This is a genomic window from Cohnella herbarum, from assembly GCF_012849095.1.
In the GTDB taxonomy this organism is placed as follows: Bacteria; Bacillota; Bacilli; order Paenibacillales; family Paenibacillaceae; genus Cohnella; species Cohnella herbarum.
Genome location: NZ_CP051680.1, coordinates 4,650,401 through 4,670,905, shown reverse-complemented (window position 1 = coordinate 4,670,905; position 20,505 = coordinate 4,650,401). Strand labels below are relative to the sequence as shown.

Sequence of the window (20,505 nt, the reverse complement as noted above, 5' to 3'; positions counted from 1 at the left end):
TAACGTGGCATAGAAAGGAAATGAATATTATTAATAATTTAACGAATCCAATTAAAGTATTGGTCGCGGGAATTGGTGGAGCATCCTTAGGAACAGAAATTATTAAAACGTTAATTTGCGCTAACTCCTATAAAATATATGGTTGTGATATATCTCCTTATGCTTTCGGTCACTATGTATCTGATATGGAGAAAACAATATTAATTCAGTCCAATAACTATGTTCAATCTGTAATTAGTATTTGCAACGAGGAGGGGATAAAATATGTGATTCCCGGTGGGGAACAACCCTTGATGTTACTAAATCTAAATAGAAACTTACTTGAGCTTAACGGGATTATTCTTGTAGCAAATTCGCCGGAAATAATTGGAATGTGCTCTGACAAAAGAAAAACCTTCCAAGTATTATCGGAATTAGGTGTTGAAGTTCCTTGGACCGTTGGTGTTACAGACATTAAACAAGTAAAAGATTTGATATATCCATGCATCATTAAGCCCTCAAAAGGTTCGGGAGGAAGTAGTGATGTCTATCTAGCATCTAATAAAGAAGAAGCAACGCTTTATATAAATTACTTGATGATCAACAAGAAGGAGATTATTGTTCAAGAGTATGTAACACATGCGGATGGTGAGTTCACAGTTGGAGTTCTTTCGTTAAGTAATGGCGAACTAGTGGGGTCAATAGGTCTAAAAAGATTGTTGAATTCTAAATTGTCTGTGTTGTTTAACAGTGAAGCAGGAATAATTTCGAGTGGATATACGCAAGGTTTAATTGATGATTTTCCTGATATTAGGTCAACTGCAGAAAAGATATCGAAGCTAATCAATAGCCGAGGACCGATAAATATTCAGGGTAGAATAAAGAAGGGCAAGTTTGTACCTTTTGAAATCAATCCACGGTTTTCTGCTTCAACCCATTTGAGGACGATGGCGGGATTTAATGAGATAGATGTTTTATTGAAGTATATGGAATTTGGACAAGTAAGTATGCCAAAACAAATTAAGTATGGCTACTATCTTAGAAGTTTCAACGAGGCTTTTGTTGCAAAGGGGGATATTATTAGTGATCAAATGGATAAAACCATACTTAGGAACAGCGAGTTATAATCATGTTCAGATAGTACTGAATGAATCCCCCCAGGATTGGAATATTATTGACGTAAGAGATTTAGTTGATAAATCAGGGAATTCGCCCAAGAAGGTGAAACAGTATATTGATGAGGCTGTTGATTTAATAGAGAGTGGAAAGAAAGTGGTGATTTGTTGCGATTATGGAATGTCGCGTAGTAATGCTGTGGCTTCGGGAATTCTATCGAAACAGGAAGAAATCCCTCTAGATGATGCAGTTAGAACCGTTCTTAAATCAACAGGGGAAACATCGATTAAGATTGAGATGATAAATATAGTCAGGAATGCAATCGATCGGAATGATACCAGGAAATCTCAATCATCAGGAAAATCAGCGGTTCTAATAACTGGGGCTATGGGGTTTATTGGGTCGCGGTTAGTGAAAAGATTAGGCGAATTAGATGAAATATCAATACATATTCCTAATCAACTTGATCTTGAGAATGAAGCGGTACAATTGGATTTGTTTGTGAAAGATCATGGAATCGACAGTATTATTCACCTGGCAAACCCCAGGATTTATACAATAAACCGTTCTGTGGGAAAAAGCATTACGATGTTAACTAATGTTCTTAATGTTTGTTTGGAAAACAACATTCGATTGATTTATCCGTCTAATTGGGAAGTTTATTCCGGCTATCAGTCTGAAAAGATGTATGCGAATGAAGCTCTACCATTATTGCCAAAAGGAACGTATGGAGAGACTAAATATCTCTCCGAGTTATTAATAAAGCATTACATTAATTATTTCAACCTAAATGTAACAATATTACGGTTCTCAACAATATATGGACATGGATCGGATAAACCAAGGTTTATATATAATTTTATTAATAAGGCGAAAAAAAATGAGGATATAATAACGCACATGTATACGAATGGTATTCCTGAATTAGATTTATTACACATTGAAGACGCTGTTGAATCATTGCATCTTGCTCTACAAAAAAATATATCCGGTGACTATAACATTGGGAGTGGTATTGCCATCGCAACGAAAGATGTGGCAGGTTTAATTGTTGATTTATCAAACTCCAAAAGTTCCATTAGTCATGTTGATATCGATGGTTTTACTGCAAATATTACAATGAATACCTCTAAATTTAATAAAATGACAGGCTGGCAGCCAAGTAAATGCTTTAATGACTGGATTAAAGAACGTGTCAACAAAGTGACTACAAATAACACAAAAGCAAACTATCAATGGGGGGAAAACAATGATTAACCAAAGTGAAAAGGATAATCAAGAAAAATATCCGTGGGAAAGATCAACATTTTTTGAAGAGTACAATAAAATACTAGGATACTATCAAGCGATATCTTGTATTGAAAACTCTACCGGAAACAGTGCTCTCGATTTACCGTGTGGAGATGGATTTATTACGGAGATTTTTGACAGGCACTTTTCTCGTGTTGTAGGAGTTGATGCTTCAAGTGCTCATTTGGAACAAGCTAAACAAAGACTCCCACATATCCCATTTCATGAAAGTTTGATAGAAGAACTCACGCTGACTGAGAAATTTGATAATGTGTTTATGATCAATGTTTTAGAGCATGTCATCGATCCTATTCAAGTCTTGAAAAAAGCCGCAAGTTTTTTGAATAAAGGAGGTAATCTGATTGTCCATGTCCCAAATGCAAATGCAATAAATAGGAAGATTGCAGTAAAAATGGGGACGTTGAGAACTTGCAATGAGTTATCACCTTTTGACATCGATATTGCAGGGCACCGAAGATACTATACCTTGGACTTACTGCAGAAAGATATTGGAAATGCAGGTTTAAAGGTAATCAAGACGGGTGGAGTTTTCTATAAAATGCTCTCATCTCCACAAATGGACTGGTTTCTAAAGCAGGGCCCATGGGAAGAAGGGGGATTCGGTTGGGGGCGAGTAGGTGAGTCCGACAAGGATTGGAAAAAGGAATTTAGTAGAGCATGCTATGAGGTGGGTAAAGAATATCCCGAAGAGTGTAATATTGTATATGCATGTATTCAAAAAGAATAATAGAGGATGATGACAGATGCCTCATGGCGAGTTTGAACAGGAAAAAATCAAAAATATTAATTTACAGGCAGAAGATCAGAACTTAACTCAAAATCAAAGGTTTGTTATTGATACAAAAATAGAACAAAAGCTGTTATTAACCGTAGCCCCAAGCGGATTTTTATTATGTGTGGAGGACTAATATGGAGCGTAATAAAATACCCGTTTCCGGTCCTTCAATTACCGCTAAAGAGTTAGAATACGTTAGTGATGCTGTCATGAATGCATGGTACGATAATGCAGGGATCTACAATAATAAGTTTGAGAAAGCTTTTGCTGATTATGTGGGAACCAAATATGCGGTATCTTTGCCATCTTGCACATCAGCGATTCACTTGTCTTTATTGGCGATGGGTGTTGGTCCAGGGGACGAAGTAATAGTGCCTGATATCACTTGGATAGCGACGGCAGCCCCCGTAATATATGTGGGAGCTACTCCAGTATTCGCAGATATAGATCCTCAATCATGGTGTCTCTCCGCAGAGAGCTTCGAGAAGAATATTACAGAAAAAACCAAGGCAGTGATACCCGTTGATCTATATGGGAATATTCCTGATATGGAAACAATCCGCGATATCGCAAAAAAACATAATATCTGGATTGTTGAGGATGCCGCTGAAGCGATTGGTAGCGAGTATAAGGGTAAAAGAGCTGGAGTGTTCGGAGATACTGGCGTCTTTAGTTTTCACGGTTCTAAGACCATGACAACGGGTGAGGGGGGGATGCTGGTAACTGACAATGAGGAAATATTACATAAGGTTTTATCCTACAGGGATCATGGGAGAACGCCTGGTGATAAATTTTTTTATAATCAAGAAGTTGGGTATAAATATAAAATGAGTGCTCTCCAAGCTGCATTAGGACTAGCTCAACTAGAGCGAATGGATGAATTAGTCGAAAGAAAAAGGGAGATTTTTCAGTGGTATAGAGATTTCTTGGCCGATATTCCTGATGTAATGCTGAATTCGGTTGCACCCCATATTAATAGCACATATTGGATGGTCACCATAATTGTTAAAGTAGAACTGAAACTTCCAAAGGAATATTTTATGAAAGAACTAGAGCTGTTAGGGATAGATACCCGGCCCTATTTTCATCCACTAAGTTCTTTACCGGCATTTTCTAATTTGAAAGAGGTTCAGCGGTACAGGGATAATAATCTTTATTCCTACATGATTTCCCCTTATGGAATCAACCTTCCGTCAGGGTTAAATATAACCAAAGACGATGTTCAATATATTAGTAAGGCTGTAAAAGATATTTTATATAAAAAGAAATAGAAATAAAAATGTGATTCATGAGGACAAGTATTCTAAAGGCTTGTTAAAGGATGAAAGACCAAATATTCAAAAAAGGAGGAGGCGAAATATGCTCTCATCTACCCCTCAGTTCTCCATTATTCTTCCTACACGTAACCGCAGTTTCATTGTAGAAAAAGCTATTCAGAGTGTCATTTATCAAACATGTGAGGATTGGGAACTTATTATCGTAGATAACGATGTTGATAATAAGACATACGAAGTTGTTCAATCCTACATCAGCGATAAGATTAAATATATCCGTACGGGTAATTTGCCTATGCACGAAAACTGGGAGCGGGGATTGCAAGTAGCAACTGGGAACTATATTACCGTGTTACAGGATAAAGCCCATTACTCGCCGCAGGCTTTTGAAGTTATCGATAGTATCATAAAGCAAAGCAAACAAGCATCTATATTTGTATGGGGATATGCTTTTAACGAAGAAAGCTTCCCTCCACAAGTAGACAGTATTAATACTTTTGAATTCACTACAAGTGAGATCATCCAGTTGTTTCTGAATGAAGATCTAAACAGCATTAATCCGATTTTACCAAAAATGATTTTTTCTTGTTGTCATCGCTCGATTCTTAAGTACACTAATGAGATACATCAAGACTTCTTTCAGCCATTATCTCCTGATTATACGTCAATGTTTACCCAGTTGTCCTATTTTGACCGTTTGATATTTATTGATACGCAATTGATTCACTTTAATGATCAATTCAGTAGCGGGAAAAACTTTGCACAGAAAAAATTTAATACCATAGATACCGAAGATTTTATTGCGTTAACGTTAAATGGTCGGTTTGAAACATGCTTCCAAAAAAGCGGAGTGAAACTGAATACCGCATATAATTCTTTGCTCAGTGATTTCAATGATGTAAAAACCAAATATAGCGGGAATCTGGGCCCATTTCAAGTGAATAACATTCATGTTTATAAAGACGCAATTAATCAAATATATGAATTGAAAAATTGCGGAGTTAACATGGATTCTGAGAGGTTGCAATTGGAAAAGGAACTGAATAAAGTTCCGGGTTTTATCAGACAGCTTGTCATTCAATATGAGGCCCAAGTGCAACTGAAATACCAAAAACCACAATTCGAGTTTACCACCGCTTTTATTATAGAAATGTTGCATTGTCTGTTAAGTTTTGATCAGAAAATTGCCATTTGGGGAGCAGGTGATACCACCAGGTTTGTTCTAAGTTATTTGCAAGAAAACAAACGTATTCAATTTATAGTTGATTCCGATACATCGAAACAAAATCAAACATTAATGGATATTCCGGTTAGAGCTCCGCGATTATTAAAAGAGCATGCAGTAGATATCGTATTTGTTTCAACTTTGAAATGGCAAAATGAAGTCAAAGAAGAAATTCAAGCAATGAATCTTGGCTGCAAAATACTTACGCCTTCTAATATTAAAGATTTTATTAAAATTTAGTCTATTGGAAGTAAGGGTTAGGAATGATAAAAACATACATTATGATGTAGTGATTTCTATATGGTAGAGCGATGGGAAGTATATTGGGGAACAGATCATATTACTCGGGTACTTTCCATAGTTTATTTATAAAAATGTAAATCAAAATAAGCAATGAATAGCATAAGCCCAAAATCAATATACAGTAGCACTGCATTATGTAGATGAACAGATAAGTTTTGCTCGGAGTGAAGGATTTATCGAAGCTCCTCCTTGATCTTACAAAAAAAGATAGACTCAATATTGAGCTTCGTGAATACGTAGAAATGCAAAGAGGTTCTATTCTAATTAAAAAAATGAAGGAGGATCCCCTCTTTTCAAAACCTGAATCCAAACCTTTTTCATGGTTGCAAAATGGAACGAGGACAGTTCGACAAATATGTGCTGTACGACAATGGAATTGAAGAGTATTATGTTCTGCCGGATGAAGATAATCCTGTAGTGGAACCGGGTGTTCAAATCATTGATAAATATCGTAAATTGGTCGATAGTTGTTTTTACTACAATTCAACGGAGCATTAGTTTTGTCTCGTTGTAGGAGGAGAACCCATGAAGCCGCGACTTTCGGTAGTCATGCCTGTTTATAACCCGCGAGAAGAATGGCTAAGGGAATCTATTGAAAGTATTCTGGGACAAACTTGTTCCGAATTTGAATTTGTTATTGTGGACGATGGTTCAACGAATAATAGTAATTCTATCTTAAACGAGTATGCTAGGTTGGATAATAGAATTAGACTGCATAAATTTAATACCAACCGGGGTATTGCTGCAGCTATGAATTATGGGATTAATTCCTCATCGGGCGATTACGTCGCTATTCATGATGCGGATGATGTTAGTCTGCCGAATCGGTTGGCATTACAAATAGAACGAATGATTGATGATCCAGAACTCACATTATTGGGTACGAATATGCAATTTTTATATGAATCATCCGTATCCGAGGAAGAAAGAAGTAATTCCAACAGGTTTCTCAGGTGGTACAACTCTTCAGTAGGCGATAGATTACCTACAGAGATGTTAAAAGGAAGTTGTATAGCCAATGGCACTGCAATGTTCAAAAGGAGTATTGCTATCGAAGCCGGATTGTACCAGCAAAGATACAAACAACTTCTGGATTGGGAAATGTTTTTACGTATTAGAGAGAGGCATAAAATCGGGAAAATACAAGACGAGCTCTATCGGTATAGGCGTCATACGGACTCGTATACTTATCAGATAGATACAATAAGTTTAACACTTCAAATCCAAGCAGAATATTTCAGTAGAAATATTTCATCCGACAAAAAAATATTAGTCTGGGGAACTGGGCAAGCGGGTAAGAAGTTTTTGAAGGAATGTGATCGGAAAACATCAACACTGCAAATTATTAAAATCGTTGACGGATCATTAGGTCTGGTTGGAACAACTCTATATGGAACAGAAGTACATTCTCCTGAAATTGAAACTTTTACTGGAATAGACGTAGTTATTATCGCAGTTTCCATACCTAGTGCAATGAATGACATTAAGTGCTTCTTAATGAATAGTGGTTTCATTGAAGAGAATATTATCGAATTATTTCCTGAATTTATTATATAGAAATCTTAAAAATTTGCTTGAAGGGGTACTAGTACAATGCTGCCCAAAATTACCATTGTTACTGCCTGTTACAATAGTGAGCGATATATTGAGGATACAATTCGTAGCGTAGCAAAACAAACTTATCCTAATATTGAATATATAATAGTTGATGGATACTCTAAGGACCGAACTTTGGAAATTGTAGATCAGCATAGAGGGGTTATTTCCATTGTCATTTCAGAGGAAGATAACGGTATTTATGACGCCTTTAATAAAGGGGTACAGGCTTCGACGGGCGAAATTGTATACTTTTTAGGATCGGACGATTACCTAGCGGATTCCGATGTCATTAAGGATGTTGTGAATTTTTTTATCGAGACTAATGCTGTATTAGTATATGGCAATGTACATTTGAATGAAGCTCCCGATGCGAACGCACCATTCAGAAAGATCGGAAGGGTATATACGGTAAATGACTTTAAACAAGGTCATATGCCTCATCATGCTGGAGTATTTGTACGTAGAGAATTGTTTGACGAAGTTGGCTTATTTAATACAGGATATCAAATTTCTGGAGATTTTGATTTTGTTCTTAGGTGTTTTATGAATTCCTCATATACAACACGATATTTCAAGCGAAGTATTAATGTTTTCCGTGAGGGCGGTGTATCCAGCAACATTAGAACGAAACGGAAAAGCTTATCTGAAACGTTTGACATCGTCAACAAACATTTTGGTATCGATATGTCGCCAACAATTACGAATATAATGATTAACGAATACTATAAGCGTTGGTTAACTCAATCGATTCTAACGAATAGGGATATTACTGCAGTATTGAAAGAAATGGGTAGTAATAAGGTAGCCGTATTCGGTACGTTGCTTCTCTCTACTATTCTTGTGACTGATATGAAGAAACAGGGAATTCAAGTTCAGGTATTATTGGATAATGACCCAGAGCGGCAAGATTATCTTGTAAATGGCTTGCACATTTATTCACCTGATTGGCTGATCCAACATCCAGGGGAATATGACGCGGTTCTAATAGCAATCGAGTCCGACAGTGATCAGATTGTCAAGCAACAGTTGGAGCAATTGTTGAACAGCCATAAGAAAACAATTATTACTTGGAAAGAATTGATTGAAAAGAGTTATTTATAGCGAAAGCTGGAACTATTGGAGGACATGATGAAACAAATTCTGATGATGAGTCCTTACTTATTGTATCCTGTAACCTTTGGTGGTCAAAGCAGGATGCTCAGCGTTGTACAGTTACTAGAAGCGAGTGGTTCTAAAATTGACTTCTTTATGTTTAATTCTCCTCCGAAAGATGGGGAAATTTGCTTGGAGACGATTCAGATGCAGCATCCTTCGTCGAGCATTTTTCTAGCTGAACCTGATCGGAGCCACTATCAGGACTATTTTGAGAAAGTACTTCCACATGTCACTGTTCCGGACCCTGTGCTTCGATTTTGTAGTCAGCAAACACAAGATCACTTAGCAACTGTCCTGTCTGAGCAAACCTATGATCTTATTGTGATGGAACATTCTTATTTTGGTTCGCTAATTTCATTCATTCGAGAACGGTCTGAAGCAAGAATTATTCTAGATTTGCACAATATTGAAGCAAGGTTTTACGAGAGTACATGGCAAGCACAGGATGATTTTTTCGAAAAAATGAAGCAGTACTTAAACTGGAAACGGATGGATACTTACGAACGGGAAACTTATCCTTTATACGATCATTGCTTTGCTCTCTCGACGATAGAAATGGATATGTTTAAGGAAATGGCGCCTAAAGTCGGAGTCTCTTTTATCCCAACAGGGATAGAGACCTCATCTGTCATTCCGTCGGACTATCGGGGGCAATCGATTTTATTTACGGGAGATATGGGTTATCTCCCTAATATTCAGGGTATCAGTTGGTTTGCTGATCGAATTTGGCCACAAATTCGAGATCAAGCAGACCGTCTCCTTATTGTAGGAAGAAATCCAAGTCCCGAACTTGTGAACCAATATGCGCATGATGATAGAATTGTTTTCCTTGGCTTTCAGAAAGACTTGACTCCATATATTCACGAAAGCAGGGCGTTTATAGTTCCGATTTTCTCAGGTGCTGGAGCGAGAATTAAATTGTTAACGGGTTGGGCAACTTCTCTACCAATGATTAGTACTACATTTGGAGCTGAAGGAATCCAATATAAAGCAAATGAAAACATACTAATAGCAGATGATAAAGAAAGCTATATTTATGAAATCAAACGTGTATTATCAGATGTAGAATATGCTCATAGAATCGGTTCGTCTGGTAGAGAATGGGTATGGAACAACTACGATAATCAAGTACTGAGTAGCAAGGTTACAGCGGTAATAGGTAAACTGTAGACAGATACATTTAGGGATACAAAAAAATCAAGTTAGCCGGAGGCGATACGTTTTGAAACGTGCATTAATAACTGGCGTAACGGGTCAAGATGGAGCCTATTTAACGGAATTTTTGCTTGAAAAGGGTTATGAAGTTCATGGTATTAAACGCAGGTCTTCCTCCTTCAATACGGATCGAATTGATCACTTGTACCAAGATCCACATGAGGAGAATGTTCGTTTAATCTTACACTATGGAGATTTGACAGATTCCACGAATATAATTCGTATTGTACAAGAAGTTCAACCTGATGAAATATACAATTTAGCAGCGCAAAGTCACGTGCAGGTTTCATTTGAAACACCAGAATATACGGCAAATTCGGATGCTTTGGGTACTTTGAGACTTCTTGAGGCAATCCGAATACTCGGACTTTCAGAAAAGGTGAAGTTTTACCAAGCGTCTACAAGTGAATTGTATGGTAAAGTTCAAGAAGTTCCGCAAAGTGAGAAGACCCCTTTTTATCCTCGTAGCCCATATGCCGCAGCGAAAATTTACGCTTATTGGATCACGGTCAATTATAGAGAGGCTTACAATATGTTTGCTTGTAATGGTATCTTGTTTAATCATGAATCTCCATTGAGAGGAGAAACTTTTGTAACCCGGAAAATTACACGTGCAGTATCGAGAATTAAACTTGGACTTCAAAAAAACATTTACTTAGGGAACCTGGATGCAAAGAGAGATTGGGGATTTGCCGGTGATTACGTAGAGGCTATGTGGTTGATGCTTCAACAACAGAATCCGGAAGACTTCGTAATTGCTACTGGAAGAACTTACTCGGTGAGGAGCTTTGTCGAAGCAGCATTTAAAGAGGTTGACATCCCAATTTCCTGGGAAGGCCATGGGATTAATGAAAAAGGGATCAATTCATTAACTAGAGAGGTGTTAGTTGAGATTGATGCCAGATATTTTCGACCAACTGAGGTAGAGTTACTGTTAGGAGATCCGTCTAAAGCCAAAGCCCAGCTAGGTTGGACACCCAAGGTGACTTTTGAAGAATTGGTTAAAATGATGGTTATGTCAGATTTTGGTGGAGCTAAGAAAGAACTTGTTATGAAGCAGGAAGGGTTTCAAACGAAAAATTATTTCGAATAATAACGTCTGGAAACTTTACTGACATTATTAGATTGATTCAGGAGAATGCTCAATGCAAAAAGATTCTAGAATCTATATTGCTGGACATCGAGGGTTAGTGGGTTCAGCTATTAGGAGAAGACTAGAAGCTTCAGAATATAGTAACATCATAACTTGTTCAAGTCAGGAACTCGATTTACGAGATCAACATGCGGTTAATCGATTTATCAATAATCAAAAACCGGAATATGTATTTCTTGCCGCAGCAAAAGTAGGCGGAATAGGAGCTAATAATACGTATCCTGCAACTTTTATGTATGACAATCTAGCAATACAGACGAATGTGATTAACGCAGGTAAAGAAAATAATGTCAAGAAGCTTCTCTTTATGGGTAGTTCATGTATCTATCCCAAATTCGCGCAACAACCTATTAAAGAAGAGTATTTGTTAACGGGATTATTGGAACCTACAAATGAACCTTATGCTATTGCAAAGATATCGGGCATAAAAATGTGTGAAGTATATAATCGACAATACGGCACGAATTTCTTAGCCGTTATGCCCACCAATTTATATGGAATTAATGATAACTTCGATTTAAGTAATTCTCATGTGCTTCCAGCGCTTCTAAGAAAGTTTCATGAAGCCAAGCGCGCTAATCTACCATTCGTTGAAGTATGGGGAACTGGTAAGCCCAGAAGGGAATTTCTCTACGTAGATGATTTAGCGGATGCATGCGTGTTTCTCATGGAGAACTTCGGGTGGCAGGAGATCGGGACGCACGTGAATATTGGAACCGGCGAAGATATCACAATTGCAGAGTTGGCTAATACTGTAAAGAACATTGTAGGCTACAAGGGTGACATTAAATTTAATAGTAGCATGCCTGACGGTACACCGAGGAAGCAATTGGATGTATCTTCGATAAATCGACTAGGATGGAAAGCAACGACTCCGTTAGAGGCAGGCATTCGTCAGACGTACGAATGGTTCATTTCTCGTAACGACGATTAGAAGGGATTAAATTATGAAGCTAATATTGCTGTCCGGGGGATCTGGAAAACGCCTTTGGCCATTGTCTAACGATGCTCGTTCAAAGCAGTTTCTCAAAGTGTTGGATGACGGTGAAGGCGGAATGGAATCGATGGTCCAAAGAGTTTGGCGACAGTTGAGTTCATTTGGATTGGACAGAATCTCATATATTGCTTCGAATAAAATTCAAACTGATATGTTAAGAAGCCAATTAGGATCTGAAGTGCCGATTATTCTGGAACCGGAACGTAGGGATACTTTTCCCGCAATCGCGTTAGCGGTTCTTTATCTGAAGGACATCGAGAAGATAGATTCAGAGGAAATAATCTGCGTTTTACCAGTAGATCCTTTTGTTGATTACTCGTATTTTCAAAAAATTTTGGAAATGAATGAAGTACTCAATAGTTCTACGGCTGATTTGGCTTTACTTGGAGTAAAGCCATCGCATCCATCCGAAAATTATGGGTATATCGTGCCGGTGGAAGGAGAATCGACAAGTAATTATTCTAAGGTTAAGTATTTTGTGGAAAAACCGGAGGAACGGCTAGCCTCTGAACTTATAGCTAGTCAATCATTATGGAACTGCGGAGTATTTGCTTTTCGTCAGAAATTTTTGCTCAATGTTTTGCACTGTAAGGGAATTAAGTTAGATTACCAATGGATTTCAGATAATTATAATAGTCTTCCGAAAATCAGCTTTGATTTTGAAGTCGTAGAAAAAACAGAAAATATAGTTGTACTGCCGTATGAAGGATCATGGAAAGACCTTGGTACATGGGTTGCATTATCGGAGGAGTTTCGGAAGCCGGTATTAGGTAAGGGCGGCCTTAGCAATGATTGCGTGAATACACATATAATTAATGAATTAGACATTCCTATTAAGGTAATGGGAATAACTAATGCTATTGTTGCAGCAAGTCCTGACGGGATTTTAGTAGCGGATAAGGATGCTAGCTCACGACTTAAGCTCATGATTAGCGATATACAGCAGCGGCCGATGTATGAAGAACGCTTGTGGGGGTGGTATCGTATTTTAGATTATGCAAAAAACGATAGTGGCCATGAGGTTTTAACGAAACGCATCGGAATACATAAAGGTAAAAATCTCAGCTATCAGGTACATTACGATAGGACGGAAATTTGGACGGTTTATACAGGAAATGGAGAATGCGTGATAAACGAAGTACGTCGACTAGTTAGTCCAGGTTTCTCGATTACGATTACTCCCGGAACCCGACATGCGATAAAAGCAATTTCCGATTTGGAACTCATCGAAGTACAAATGGGTCGGGAATTAATAGAGGAAGATATTCATCGTGAATTTATGGATTGGGATCAGATAATTCAACGCGTTGAGCTAGATCATGCGATTAGGCCTCTTTGATTTTCAGGTCAGACAATTTGATTACATTTTTTAGCATATTGAGTCGATAGATATTGAATTACTCTACTTGTCTACATCTGATATTGGAAAGTAGTGGTTAAAATTTTAACGAGCATTATTGAAAACCTATTTGAAATAGAAAGCAACATTGCAAATAAAAAAATAGTAATATTCGGAACTGGAAAAGGAGGGAAAATGACCCTTTCGGCATTAAGACTTTTATCCATTCCTGTAGCCTATTTTGTAGATAATGATCACTCTAGACATGGAACTTTTATTATGGGGACAGCTATTAAGCAGCCGGGTGTACTAATAAGAGAAAAAGGAGATAATTTGTTTATTCTTATTGCAAGCATGCATTATGATGTGATTTCAAGTCAATTATTAGATATGGGATATAGAGAAAGTATTGATTTTTGCACAACCCTAGAAAGCCATCAGTTGATAAGCAAGGAAGCACGCTCAGAACGAGTGGTTAATGACGTAAGAATAGGAAAGTATAGCTATGGCGCTGACAAGCATTGCTATCCTGGCGCTCTTATTGCAAGTATAGGTGCTTTTTGTTCAATAAATGAACATTCTCTAATTGGCATGGCTAATCACCCTACTACTTTAATTTCGACACATCCATTTCTATATTATTCAGGTAAAACAATTGGAAATGGAATTCCTAATGATCTGCTAGAAAAAAAAATCCTTTCGGGTGATTGGGAGTCTAATACAAAAAACGAGAGGGTCGTAATTGGGAATGATGTGTGGATCGGTGCAGGAACAATTATCTTACCCTCTGTAGAGATAGGTAATGGAGCAATTATTGCAGCCGGGGCGGTCGTAACTAAGGATGTTCCAGACTACGCAATAGTTGGTGGAGTACCTGCCAAAGTAATTAAGTATCGATTTAGTCCTGAGGAAATTAGCATCTTAAATCGTGTAAAATGGTGGGATTGGTTAGATGAAAAGATCGCATCTATGTCAGACTTTCTAAAGCACCCGAATAAATTTTTTCAATACTTCTCCGAGGGCGAGGTGGAGGTGGGAGGAGTGGAAGGATTGCGCTCCTCAGATATACATGTTTTTAACCGAGAGGTACTTTAAGGGGGGGAGACGGTGCGCGTTTGGCAAGCTGACTTACTTGAGTGTTGCGATTCTTGCATGAATACCGGAAGCGGTTAACGACCTGATGGAACAGGTGAACTTTTTGAAGCAATAAGATAAGGACAATTTGAGTAATTGCAATGCACGATTCAGGAACCACACTTATGTGAGGTTGTTGAATCGTTTTTTAGATTAGTTCTTATGGATTCAAGGTAGTGGAGACGATATTATCGACCAACCATCTATAGGTAAGCACGACCTTTCGTTCGGTTGCATAAGCAGTTTTATCACGGTGGATTCTGTGAAACTCATCGAAGCAATCGCAACGATTACAAGCTCTCGCCCGGCCTTCGCGTTAAAGTGCTACTCATTTAATATCCTTACAGAACGCAATGCACTGTACAAGTTAAATGACTGCGCAGTTACATACGCCCTAAGCAAATTCTAGACGTCCAGATCGGCTTAGAATTCCTCGACCCGGTAGAGCGGTCGCCTGGCACACAATGCGTTGATGATAAACGCTTTGACAAGCGGCGGGTGATTGCTTCCATTGAGCTAGACCCCAATGGGCCATTTTGTTCACTATACGCTCGACGCGGAGCTTACTGCATAACGCAGTATTAAGCCCACTTGGTCCCGCATGGACAGGAACAAGGGATTCACTTGCCATCGCCATACCTCCGGGTCAATCCCTGCCGGGTATATGAAAATTACTATTTTATTCATGCGGAATATGGGGTGATTAGGTAGTTGATAATATCGATTCAGAGGTGAAAGTATACGCTTTGCCTGCACGTCATTTTAGCCTTTCTTATTTCCAGAAAGGATGTTATTAATAGAACTAAGATGGGAAAGCGTCTAGATAAAAAATCACGCTCAATGGATTTATAGTATATTTGCATTTCGATTAAATTGATAGTGGGAAAGGGACAAAATAGTGAAAACTATCGTTATCATACAAGCAAGAATGGGGTCAACTCGACTTCCGGGTAAAATACTGCTTCCTCTTGGAGAAAGTTGTGTTCTAGATTATGTAGTTCATCGCTGCAGACTGATTCCGAACGTAGAGGAAGTGGTAGTTGCAACTTCCACGCTACCTTCTGATGATCGGATAGTGGCCTGGTGCGACCAACATAAGGTTTCTTGTTTCAGGGGTTCCGAGGAGGATGTTCTTGCGCGCTTCTATGAGTGTTCATTATTGTACGATCCAGACTATGTGATCCGTGTAACATCGGATTGCCCTTTTGTCGATTATCGTCTTGCTAGTATTTTTGTAGAAACAATGACAGATAACCCAACAGATTTTGCGGTATTAAAAGGAAACCTCCCGCGTGGGCTAGCAGTTGAGATGATCTCGATGTCGGCGCTAAAGAAAATATATGAAATTGGCCATGAACTACGACATCGTGAGCATGTTACCTATTATGCATATGAGTTCGCTGATCAATTTACTCAAACGATGGTCCAAGTGCCGAGCGATTTACAGTATCCTGAGCTTCGCGTTACCATGGATACGGAGGAGGACTATACTCTTTGTTTAGCGATTGCTAATGCATTTTCGGGTCAGAAAGATGTTTTATCTAGTGAAGTTTTAGATTACTTACTGAGGAATCCGGATGTATCCGCATTAAACAAACATATTGAACAAAAGCCGGTGGTAAGGTGAACAGAAGAATAGCAGTCATAAGAGCGGATGCTTCTCTTGCAATAGGAACCGGTCATGTAATGAGGTGTCTAATTATTGCAGATGGCTTGAGGTGTGCGGGATTCAAAGTCGTATTTATATGTCGAATGACAGAGGGCAATATGGCTGACTACATCGAATCTCGTGGGTTTCAAGTATACCGAATACTAGCGGAAGCTCCTATAGACTTCGCGAATGTATCTAGTGACGCCGAGTTTACCAAACAAATCATAACAAGCTTCTTAAATCCACCAGATTGGTTTATTGTGGATCATTACGGCATAGACGAGAAATGGGAAAGCGTTATAAAACCGATTGTCGGTCGCATGCTGATAATCGATGATCTAGCCGATCGCCCCCATATTGGAGATATGTTATTGGATCAAAATATTAGTGATATTACCAAAAAGCGTTATGCAGGTCTAGTTCCGGAGAAGTGCATACAACTCTTGGGACCGAAGTATCTATTGCTTAAACCTTCCTTTTACGAGTCAAGGCGTAAACTTAGGAAGAGAAACGGCAAAGTTAATAGAATTTTGGTTTTTTTTGGTGGGAGCGACCCAACGAATGAGACAGCAAAGGTCTTAGATGCGCTTTATGGTATAGACCTGAATTTCATGCGGGTTGATATTATTATTGGTCAAATTAATACTAATCGCTTTGAGCTAGAGCAAAGTTGCATAAAGATGCCCAATGTCAAATTGCATGTCCAAGTGGAAAACATGGACGATTTCATCTCTCAAGCGGACTTCGCCTTAGGATCAGGAGGAGTCGCCATGTGGGAGCGTTGCTATCTTGGGTTGCCTTCAGCCGTAACAATCGTGGCGGATAACCAAAGAGATGGCGTACGTTTTGCAGAATCATCGGGTTGCATCTGGAATATGGGATGGCATGAACAAATAAATTCGGGTCATTATGCCGATATATTATCTAATGCCCTTGCTATCCCTGAAGATCTGCTAAAGTTGGGATTAAACGGGCTTACATTAATGGAAAGCCAGCCAGAAGCCGCATATAACAGGGTGTTAGAAGCTCTATTGGAGGAAATTTAAAGTGATTCAAGACATCGCGATTGCAGGCCGTTTAATAGGTAAAGGCCATAAGCCGTTTCTCATTGCTGAAATGTCAGGCAATCACAACCAATCTTTGGATCGTGCACTGGCAATCGTCGACGCTGCGGCTGATGCAGGAGCCGATGCGCTCAAGCTTCAGACATATACAGCAAGCACGATGACATTGGACGTTCACGAAGGCGATTTCTTTATTTCGGACTCGAATAACATATGGGAAGGAACTTCTTTGTATAAGCTATATGAGGAAGCGTATACCCCTTGGGAGTGGCACAAACCAATCTTTGATCGCTGCAAAGAACGTGGAATACTCGCTTTCAGTACTCCGTTCGACGCGAGTGCAGTCAATTTTTTAGAATCTTTAGATGTTCCTGCGTATAAAATCGCCTCATTCGAGAATACGGATCTACCATTGATCCGGAAAGCTGCGTCAACTGGGAAGCCGCTTATTATTTCTACGGGGATGGCTTCCATTTCAGAACTTCATGAAACCGTGATTACTGCTCGGGAGGCAGGGTGTACAAACCTTATTTTGTTAAAATGTACAAGCACTTACCCATCCAGTCCCGTCAATTCGAATCTGGCAACTATTCCCCATATGGAACAACTCTTTCAATGCCAAGTCGGTCTATCCGACCACACGATGGGAGTTGGCGCGGCTGTTGCTAGCGTTGTTTTGGGTGCAAGCGTGATCGAGAAGCACTTCACGTTCTCCAGGGCAGATGGGGGAGTGGATTCCACCTTTTCATTGGAGCCGCAGGAATTTCGATCTCTTGCGATAGAGACCGAAAGAGCATGGCAATCGCTTGGACGTATTTCTTATGGCGCTACGGGTGCGGAAAAAAACTCTTTGAAATATAGACGTTCCTTATATATTGCTGAAAATATGAAGGCTGGGGATATATTTAACGAACAGAACGTTCGGGCGATTCGTCCCGGGCTTGGTCTTCCTACCAAGTACTTGGAACGAATTCTAGGTAAATCCGCGAAAGAAGATATTAAGAAAGGAACTCCTCTTTCTTGGGAGTTGCTCTAAACCGAACATGGACAAAAATCATGAACTCCAACAAATGGATCAATTGTTCGACAGTTTATTTCCGATATGCCGAAGCATCACGGGGGAAGGGCTCCGTGAGACCCTTTCATTGCTAACAGAGCATCTCCCGCTTGAGAATTTTGCCGTACCCACAGGTACTCGGGTATTTGATTGGGAAATCCCGCAAGAGTGGGTTATCCGCGATGCTTGGTTAAAGGATCCTCATGGCAATGTGATTGCTGATTTTAAGGTATCCAATTTACACATTGTCAACTATAGCGAACCCATACATGTTAAGTTGTCTCTGGATGAAATGAAAAAGCACTTGTATACCGTTCCACATCTTCCGAAGGCTATCCCTTATGTGACTTCTTACTACAAGAGAAGATGGGGGTTTTGTATTTCTCATGAAGTGCTGGAAGCATTGCCGGAAGGCGAATATGAGGCATTTATCGATAGTTCATTTATTCAAGGTGAGCTGAACTATGGACACTCTGTTTTGCCTGGGAAGAGCGATCGTGAGGTGCTCATCAGTAGCTATATTTGTCATCCTTCTTTGGCCAATAATGAACTAAGTGGACCTCTCGTTGCAACATTTCTGTATAAGCGGATAGCACAATGGCAACAACGCAGGTTTACTTACCGATTTGTCTTTTTACCCGAAACGATTGGGAGTATTTCGTACTTACATCGTTTTGGAGACCACTTAAAGCAGAACTTGCATGCTGGGCTTGTTTTAACGTGTCTGGGTGGAGAAAAATCATTAAGTTATAAGCTTTCCCGATCGGGATTCAACCCAATTGACAGGATATGGAAGCAAATGCTTGCCCAAGAGTCTCTCCAAGGCAACACACGTCATTTTACGCCTGAACATGGATCAGACGAACGCCAATATTGCTCTCCGGGGTTTAATCTTCCTGTAGGGCAAATGTCGCGAATGGTTTATGGAGCATATCCTGGCTATCATAATTCGCTAGATACTAAGGAAACCATGACAATTGAAGCTCTTCAGCACAGCGTGGACGACTTGGAAAAAATACTCCTTGCGAATGAAGCAGAAGGATATTACATTAATCGTTTCCCTTATGGAGAGGTAAAGCTAGATAAGCATGGTTTGTACCCAGATATGAACTCATCTACGACATTTGTACGATCGAATAATCAAATAGAAGATAATCGAGTTCAGTTAAATCGAACCTTAACCTTTCTTAACTATGCGGACGGAGAGCACTTATTAACTGAAATTGCTGACCTATGTCGATGCAGCATTGAAAGCCTCCTCCCCTATGTTAAGTTATTATCACAAAAAGGGATAATCGATGGGCCATATTTTGAGAAGGGGGTTTCATTATGACTACGATTTTCATGACCGGCTCACACCCTAGGCACTTGCATATCGCTAAGAGATTATACGACGAAGGCCTTCTTTGCGGATTACTCGTCGAGAAGCGTGAGGATTTTGTGCCAAGTCCGTCTTTAAGCTGGCCTGAAATAGATAGAAATAACTTCATCAGGCATTTCCATGATCGTGATCTTTCCGAGCAGAGATCATTTGGCGTGATTAAGCTCGATTACTTTAAGGGAATTCCTATTAAACAAGTAACCATTGATCAATTGAATAGTCTGGAGACGGCTCAGTGGGTTGGCTCTATGTATTCGGAAACCGTTCTCAGTTATGGCATTCATAAGCTGAATGACGACATGCTGGCCGCTTTGCCCGAACGCGCATGGAACATCCACGGAGGTCTTTCCCCATGGTATAGAGGCAACACGACGCTGTTCTGGCCTTTTTATTTCCTGAAGCCGAACTGGGCGGGGATGACTATCCATCATCTAACCTCGAAGCTGGACGGTGGATCCATTATTCATCATTCAGTACCTCAATTAAGCCAAGGGGAAGGAATACATGATGTGGCTTGCAATGCTGTAAAGCAAGTCGCGGAGGATCTGATCCATATCCTCAAGCTTGTTCGCAATAATCAGAAGATCGTAGCAGTTCCGCAGAGAAGCAACGGCAAGTTATTCATGTCCGCGGATTGGATGCCGCAGCATCTCAGATTAATTTACAACACCTTCGACAATGATATCGTAGATCGGTATTTGAACGGGGAGTTCGCACCGGATGCTCCGAACTTGGTTAAAGCATTTTAAATCCGATTTAAGCCATTAGTTGGAGGAT

General features: G+C 39.4%; 18 protein-coding genes. All 18 read left to right on the top strand.

The features are described 5' to 3' along the window. Positions 1-20 precede the first annotated feature (20 nt). The 18 genes from HH215_RS19925 (at position 21) to HH215_RS19840 (ending at position 20,477) form a co-directional block, all read left to right on the top strand. Positions 21-1,106: an ATP-grasp domain-containing protein gene (locus HH215_RS19925; RefSeq protein WP_169281483.1), complete on the top strand. Its 1,086-nt coding sequence runs from the start codon at positions 21-23 to the stop codon at positions 1,104-1,106. Beyond that, a complete protein-coding gene (locus tag HH215_RS19920; protein ID WP_169281482.1) occupies positions 1,063-2,352 on the top strand; it encodes an NAD-dependent epimerase/dehydratase family protein in 1,290 nt (429 codons plus the stop codon). The genes HH215_RS19925 and HH215_RS19920 overlap by 44 nt, the downstream gene beginning before the upstream one ends. After that, entirely contained in the window at positions 2,345-3,133 is a 789-nt protein-coding gene (locus HH215_RS19915; protein ID WP_169281481.1) for a class I SAM-dependent methyltransferase, read from the top strand. Before HH215_RS19920 ends, HH215_RS19915 begins: the two co-directional genes overlap by 8 nt. A 16-nt stretch (positions 3,134-3,149) precedes the next feature. Then, the gene (locus HH215_RS19910) at positions 3,150-3,314 is read left to right on the top strand and encodes a hypothetical protein (RefSeq protein WP_169281480.1); all 165 of its coding nucleotides are present in this window, start codon (positions 3,150-3,152) and stop codon (positions 3,312-3,314) included. Position 3,315: 1 nt separating this feature from the next. Next, positions 3,316-4,452 (top strand): DegT/DnrJ/EryC1/StrS family aminotransferase, encoded by a 1,137-nt coding sequence (locus HH215_RS19905; RefSeq protein ID WP_169281479.1) that lies wholly within the window; start codon positions 3,316-3,318, stop codon positions 4,450-4,452. A gap of 88 nt (positions 4,453-4,540) precedes the next feature. Further along, complete coding sequence (locus tag HH215_RS19900) at positions 4,541-5,920, top strand: glycosyltransferase family A protein (protein ID WP_169281478.1); 1,380 nt, start codon at positions 4,541-4,543, stop codon at positions 5,918-5,920. Positions 5,921-6,508: 588 nt separating this feature from the next. Beyond that, positions 6,509-7,540: a glycosyltransferase gene (locus HH215_RS19895; RefSeq protein ID WP_169281477.1), complete on the top strand. Its 1,032-nt coding sequence runs from the start codon at positions 6,509-6,511 to the stop codon at positions 7,538-7,540. 36 nt (positions 7,541-7,576) lie between these two features. After that, complete coding sequence (locus HH215_RS19890; RefSeq protein WP_169281476.1) at positions 7,577-8,683, top strand: glycosyltransferase family 2 protein; 1,107 nt, start codon at positions 7,577-7,579, stop codon at positions 8,681-8,683. Positions 8,684-8,707: 24 nt separating this feature from the next. After that, positions 8,708-9,907 carry a glycosyltransferase gene (locus tag HH215_RS19885; RefSeq protein WP_169281475.1) on the top strand — a complete coding sequence of 400 codons (1,200 nt, stop codon included), beginning with the start codon at positions 8,708-8,710 and terminating at the stop codon, positions 9,905-9,907. Between the two features lie 52 nt (positions 9,908-9,959). Continuing rightward, complete coding sequence (gene gmd / locus HH215_RS19880) at positions 9,960-11,045, top strand: GDP-mannose 4,6-dehydratase (protein ID WP_169281474.1); 1,086 nt, start codon at positions 9,960-9,962, stop codon at positions 11,043-11,045. 52 nt (positions 11,046-11,097) lie between these two features. Beyond that, the gene (locus tag HH215_RS19875; protein WP_169281473.1) at positions 11,098-12,039 is read left to right on the top strand and encodes a GDP-L-fucose synthase family protein; all 942 of its coding nucleotides are present in this window, start codon (positions 11,098-11,100) and stop codon (positions 12,037-12,039) included. 13 nt (positions 12,040-12,052) lie between these two features. Further along, positions 12,053-13,441 (top strand): sugar phosphate nucleotidyltransferase, encoded by a 1,389-nt coding sequence (locus HH215_RS19870; protein ID WP_169281472.1) that lies wholly within the window; start codon positions 12,053-12,055, stop codon positions 13,439-13,441. 93 nt (positions 13,442-13,534) lie between these two features. Then, positions 13,535-14,536, top strand: a complete 1,002-nt coding sequence (locus HH215_RS36890; protein WP_310735489.1) for a CatB-related O-acetyltransferase — start codon at positions 13,535-13,537, stop codon at positions 14,534-14,536. 937 nt (positions 14,537-15,473) lie between these two features. Beyond that, entirely contained in the window at positions 15,474-16,202 is a 729-nt protein-coding gene (locus HH215_RS19860) for a cytidylyltransferase domain-containing protein (RefSeq protein ID WP_169281471.1), read from the top strand. Further along, positions 16,199-17,272 carry a UDP-2,4-diacetamido-2,4,6-trideoxy-beta-L-altropyranose hydrolase gene (gene pseG, locus HH215_RS19855; protein WP_169281470.1) on the top strand — a complete coding sequence of 358 codons (1,074 nt, stop codon included), beginning with the start codon at positions 16,199-16,201 and terminating at the stop codon, positions 17,270-17,272. Before HH215_RS19860 ends, pseG begins: the two co-directional genes overlap by 4 nt. Before the next feature lies 1 nt (position 17,273). Further along, positions 17,274-18,326 (top strand): pseudaminic acid synthase, encoded by a 1,053-nt coding sequence (gene pseI / locus HH215_RS19850; RefSeq protein WP_375140454.1) that lies wholly within the window; start codon positions 17,274-17,276, stop codon positions 18,324-18,326. A 34-nt stretch (positions 18,327-18,360) separates the two neighbouring features. Then, positions 18,361-19,680 (top strand): DUF4910 domain-containing protein, encoded by a 1,320-nt coding sequence (locus tag HH215_RS19845; RefSeq protein WP_169281469.1) that lies wholly within the window; start codon positions 18,361-18,363, stop codon positions 19,678-19,680. After that, a complete protein-coding gene (locus tag HH215_RS19840) occupies positions 19,677-20,477 on the top strand; it encodes a formyltransferase family protein (RefSeq protein WP_169281468.1) in 801 nt (266 codons plus the stop codon). The genes HH215_RS19845 and HH215_RS19840 overlap by 4 nt, the downstream gene beginning before the upstream one ends. Positions 20,478-20,505: the final 28 nt, after the last annotated feature.

Coding starts and splice junctions, on each gene's coding strand:
- HH215_RS19885 (WP_169281475.1), top strand. CDS start 8,708: ATGATGAAACAAATTCTGATGATGAGTCCTTACTTATTGTATCCTGTA.
- HH215_RS19890 (WP_169281476.1), top strand. CDS start 7,577: ATGCTGCCCAAAATTACCATTGTTACTGCCTGTTACAATAGTGAGCGA.
- HH215_RS19845 (WP_169281469.1), top strand. CDS start 18,361: ATGGATCAATTGTTCGACAGTTTATTTCCGATATGCCGAAGCATCACG.
- HH215_RS19875 (WP_169281473.1), top strand. CDS start 11,098: ATGCAAAAAGATTCTAGAATCTATATTGCTGGACATCGAGGGTTAGTG.
- HH215_RS19910 (WP_169281480.1), top strand. CDS start 3,150: ATGCCTCATGGCGAGTTTGAACAGGAAAAAATCAAAAATATTAATTTA.
- HH215_RS19915 (WP_169281481.1), top strand. CDS start 2,345: ATGATTAACCAAAGTGAAAAGGATAATCAAGAAAAATATCCGTGGGAA.
- HH215_RS19905 (WP_169281479.1), top strand. CDS start 3,316: ATGGAGCGTAATAAAATACCCGTTTCCGGTCCTTCAATTACCGCTAAA.
- HH215_RS19900 (WP_169281478.1), top strand. CDS start 4,541: ATGCTCTCATCTACCCCTCAGTTCTCCATTATTCTTCCTACACGTAAC.
- HH215_RS19840 (WP_169281468.1), top strand. CDS start 19,677: ATGACTACGATTTTCATGACCGGCTCACACCCTAGGCACTTGCATATC.
- HH215_RS19870 (WP_169281472.1), top strand. CDS start 12,053: ATGAAGCTAATATTGCTGTCCGGGGGATCTGGAAAACGCCTTTGGCCA.
- HH215_RS19895 (WP_169281477.1), top strand. CDS start 6,509: ATGAAGCCGCGACTTTCGGTAGTCATGCCTGTTTATAACCCGCGAGAA.
- HH215_RS19925 (WP_169281483.1), top strand. CDS start 21: ATGAATATTATTAATAATTTAACGAATCCAATTAAAGTATTGGTCGCG.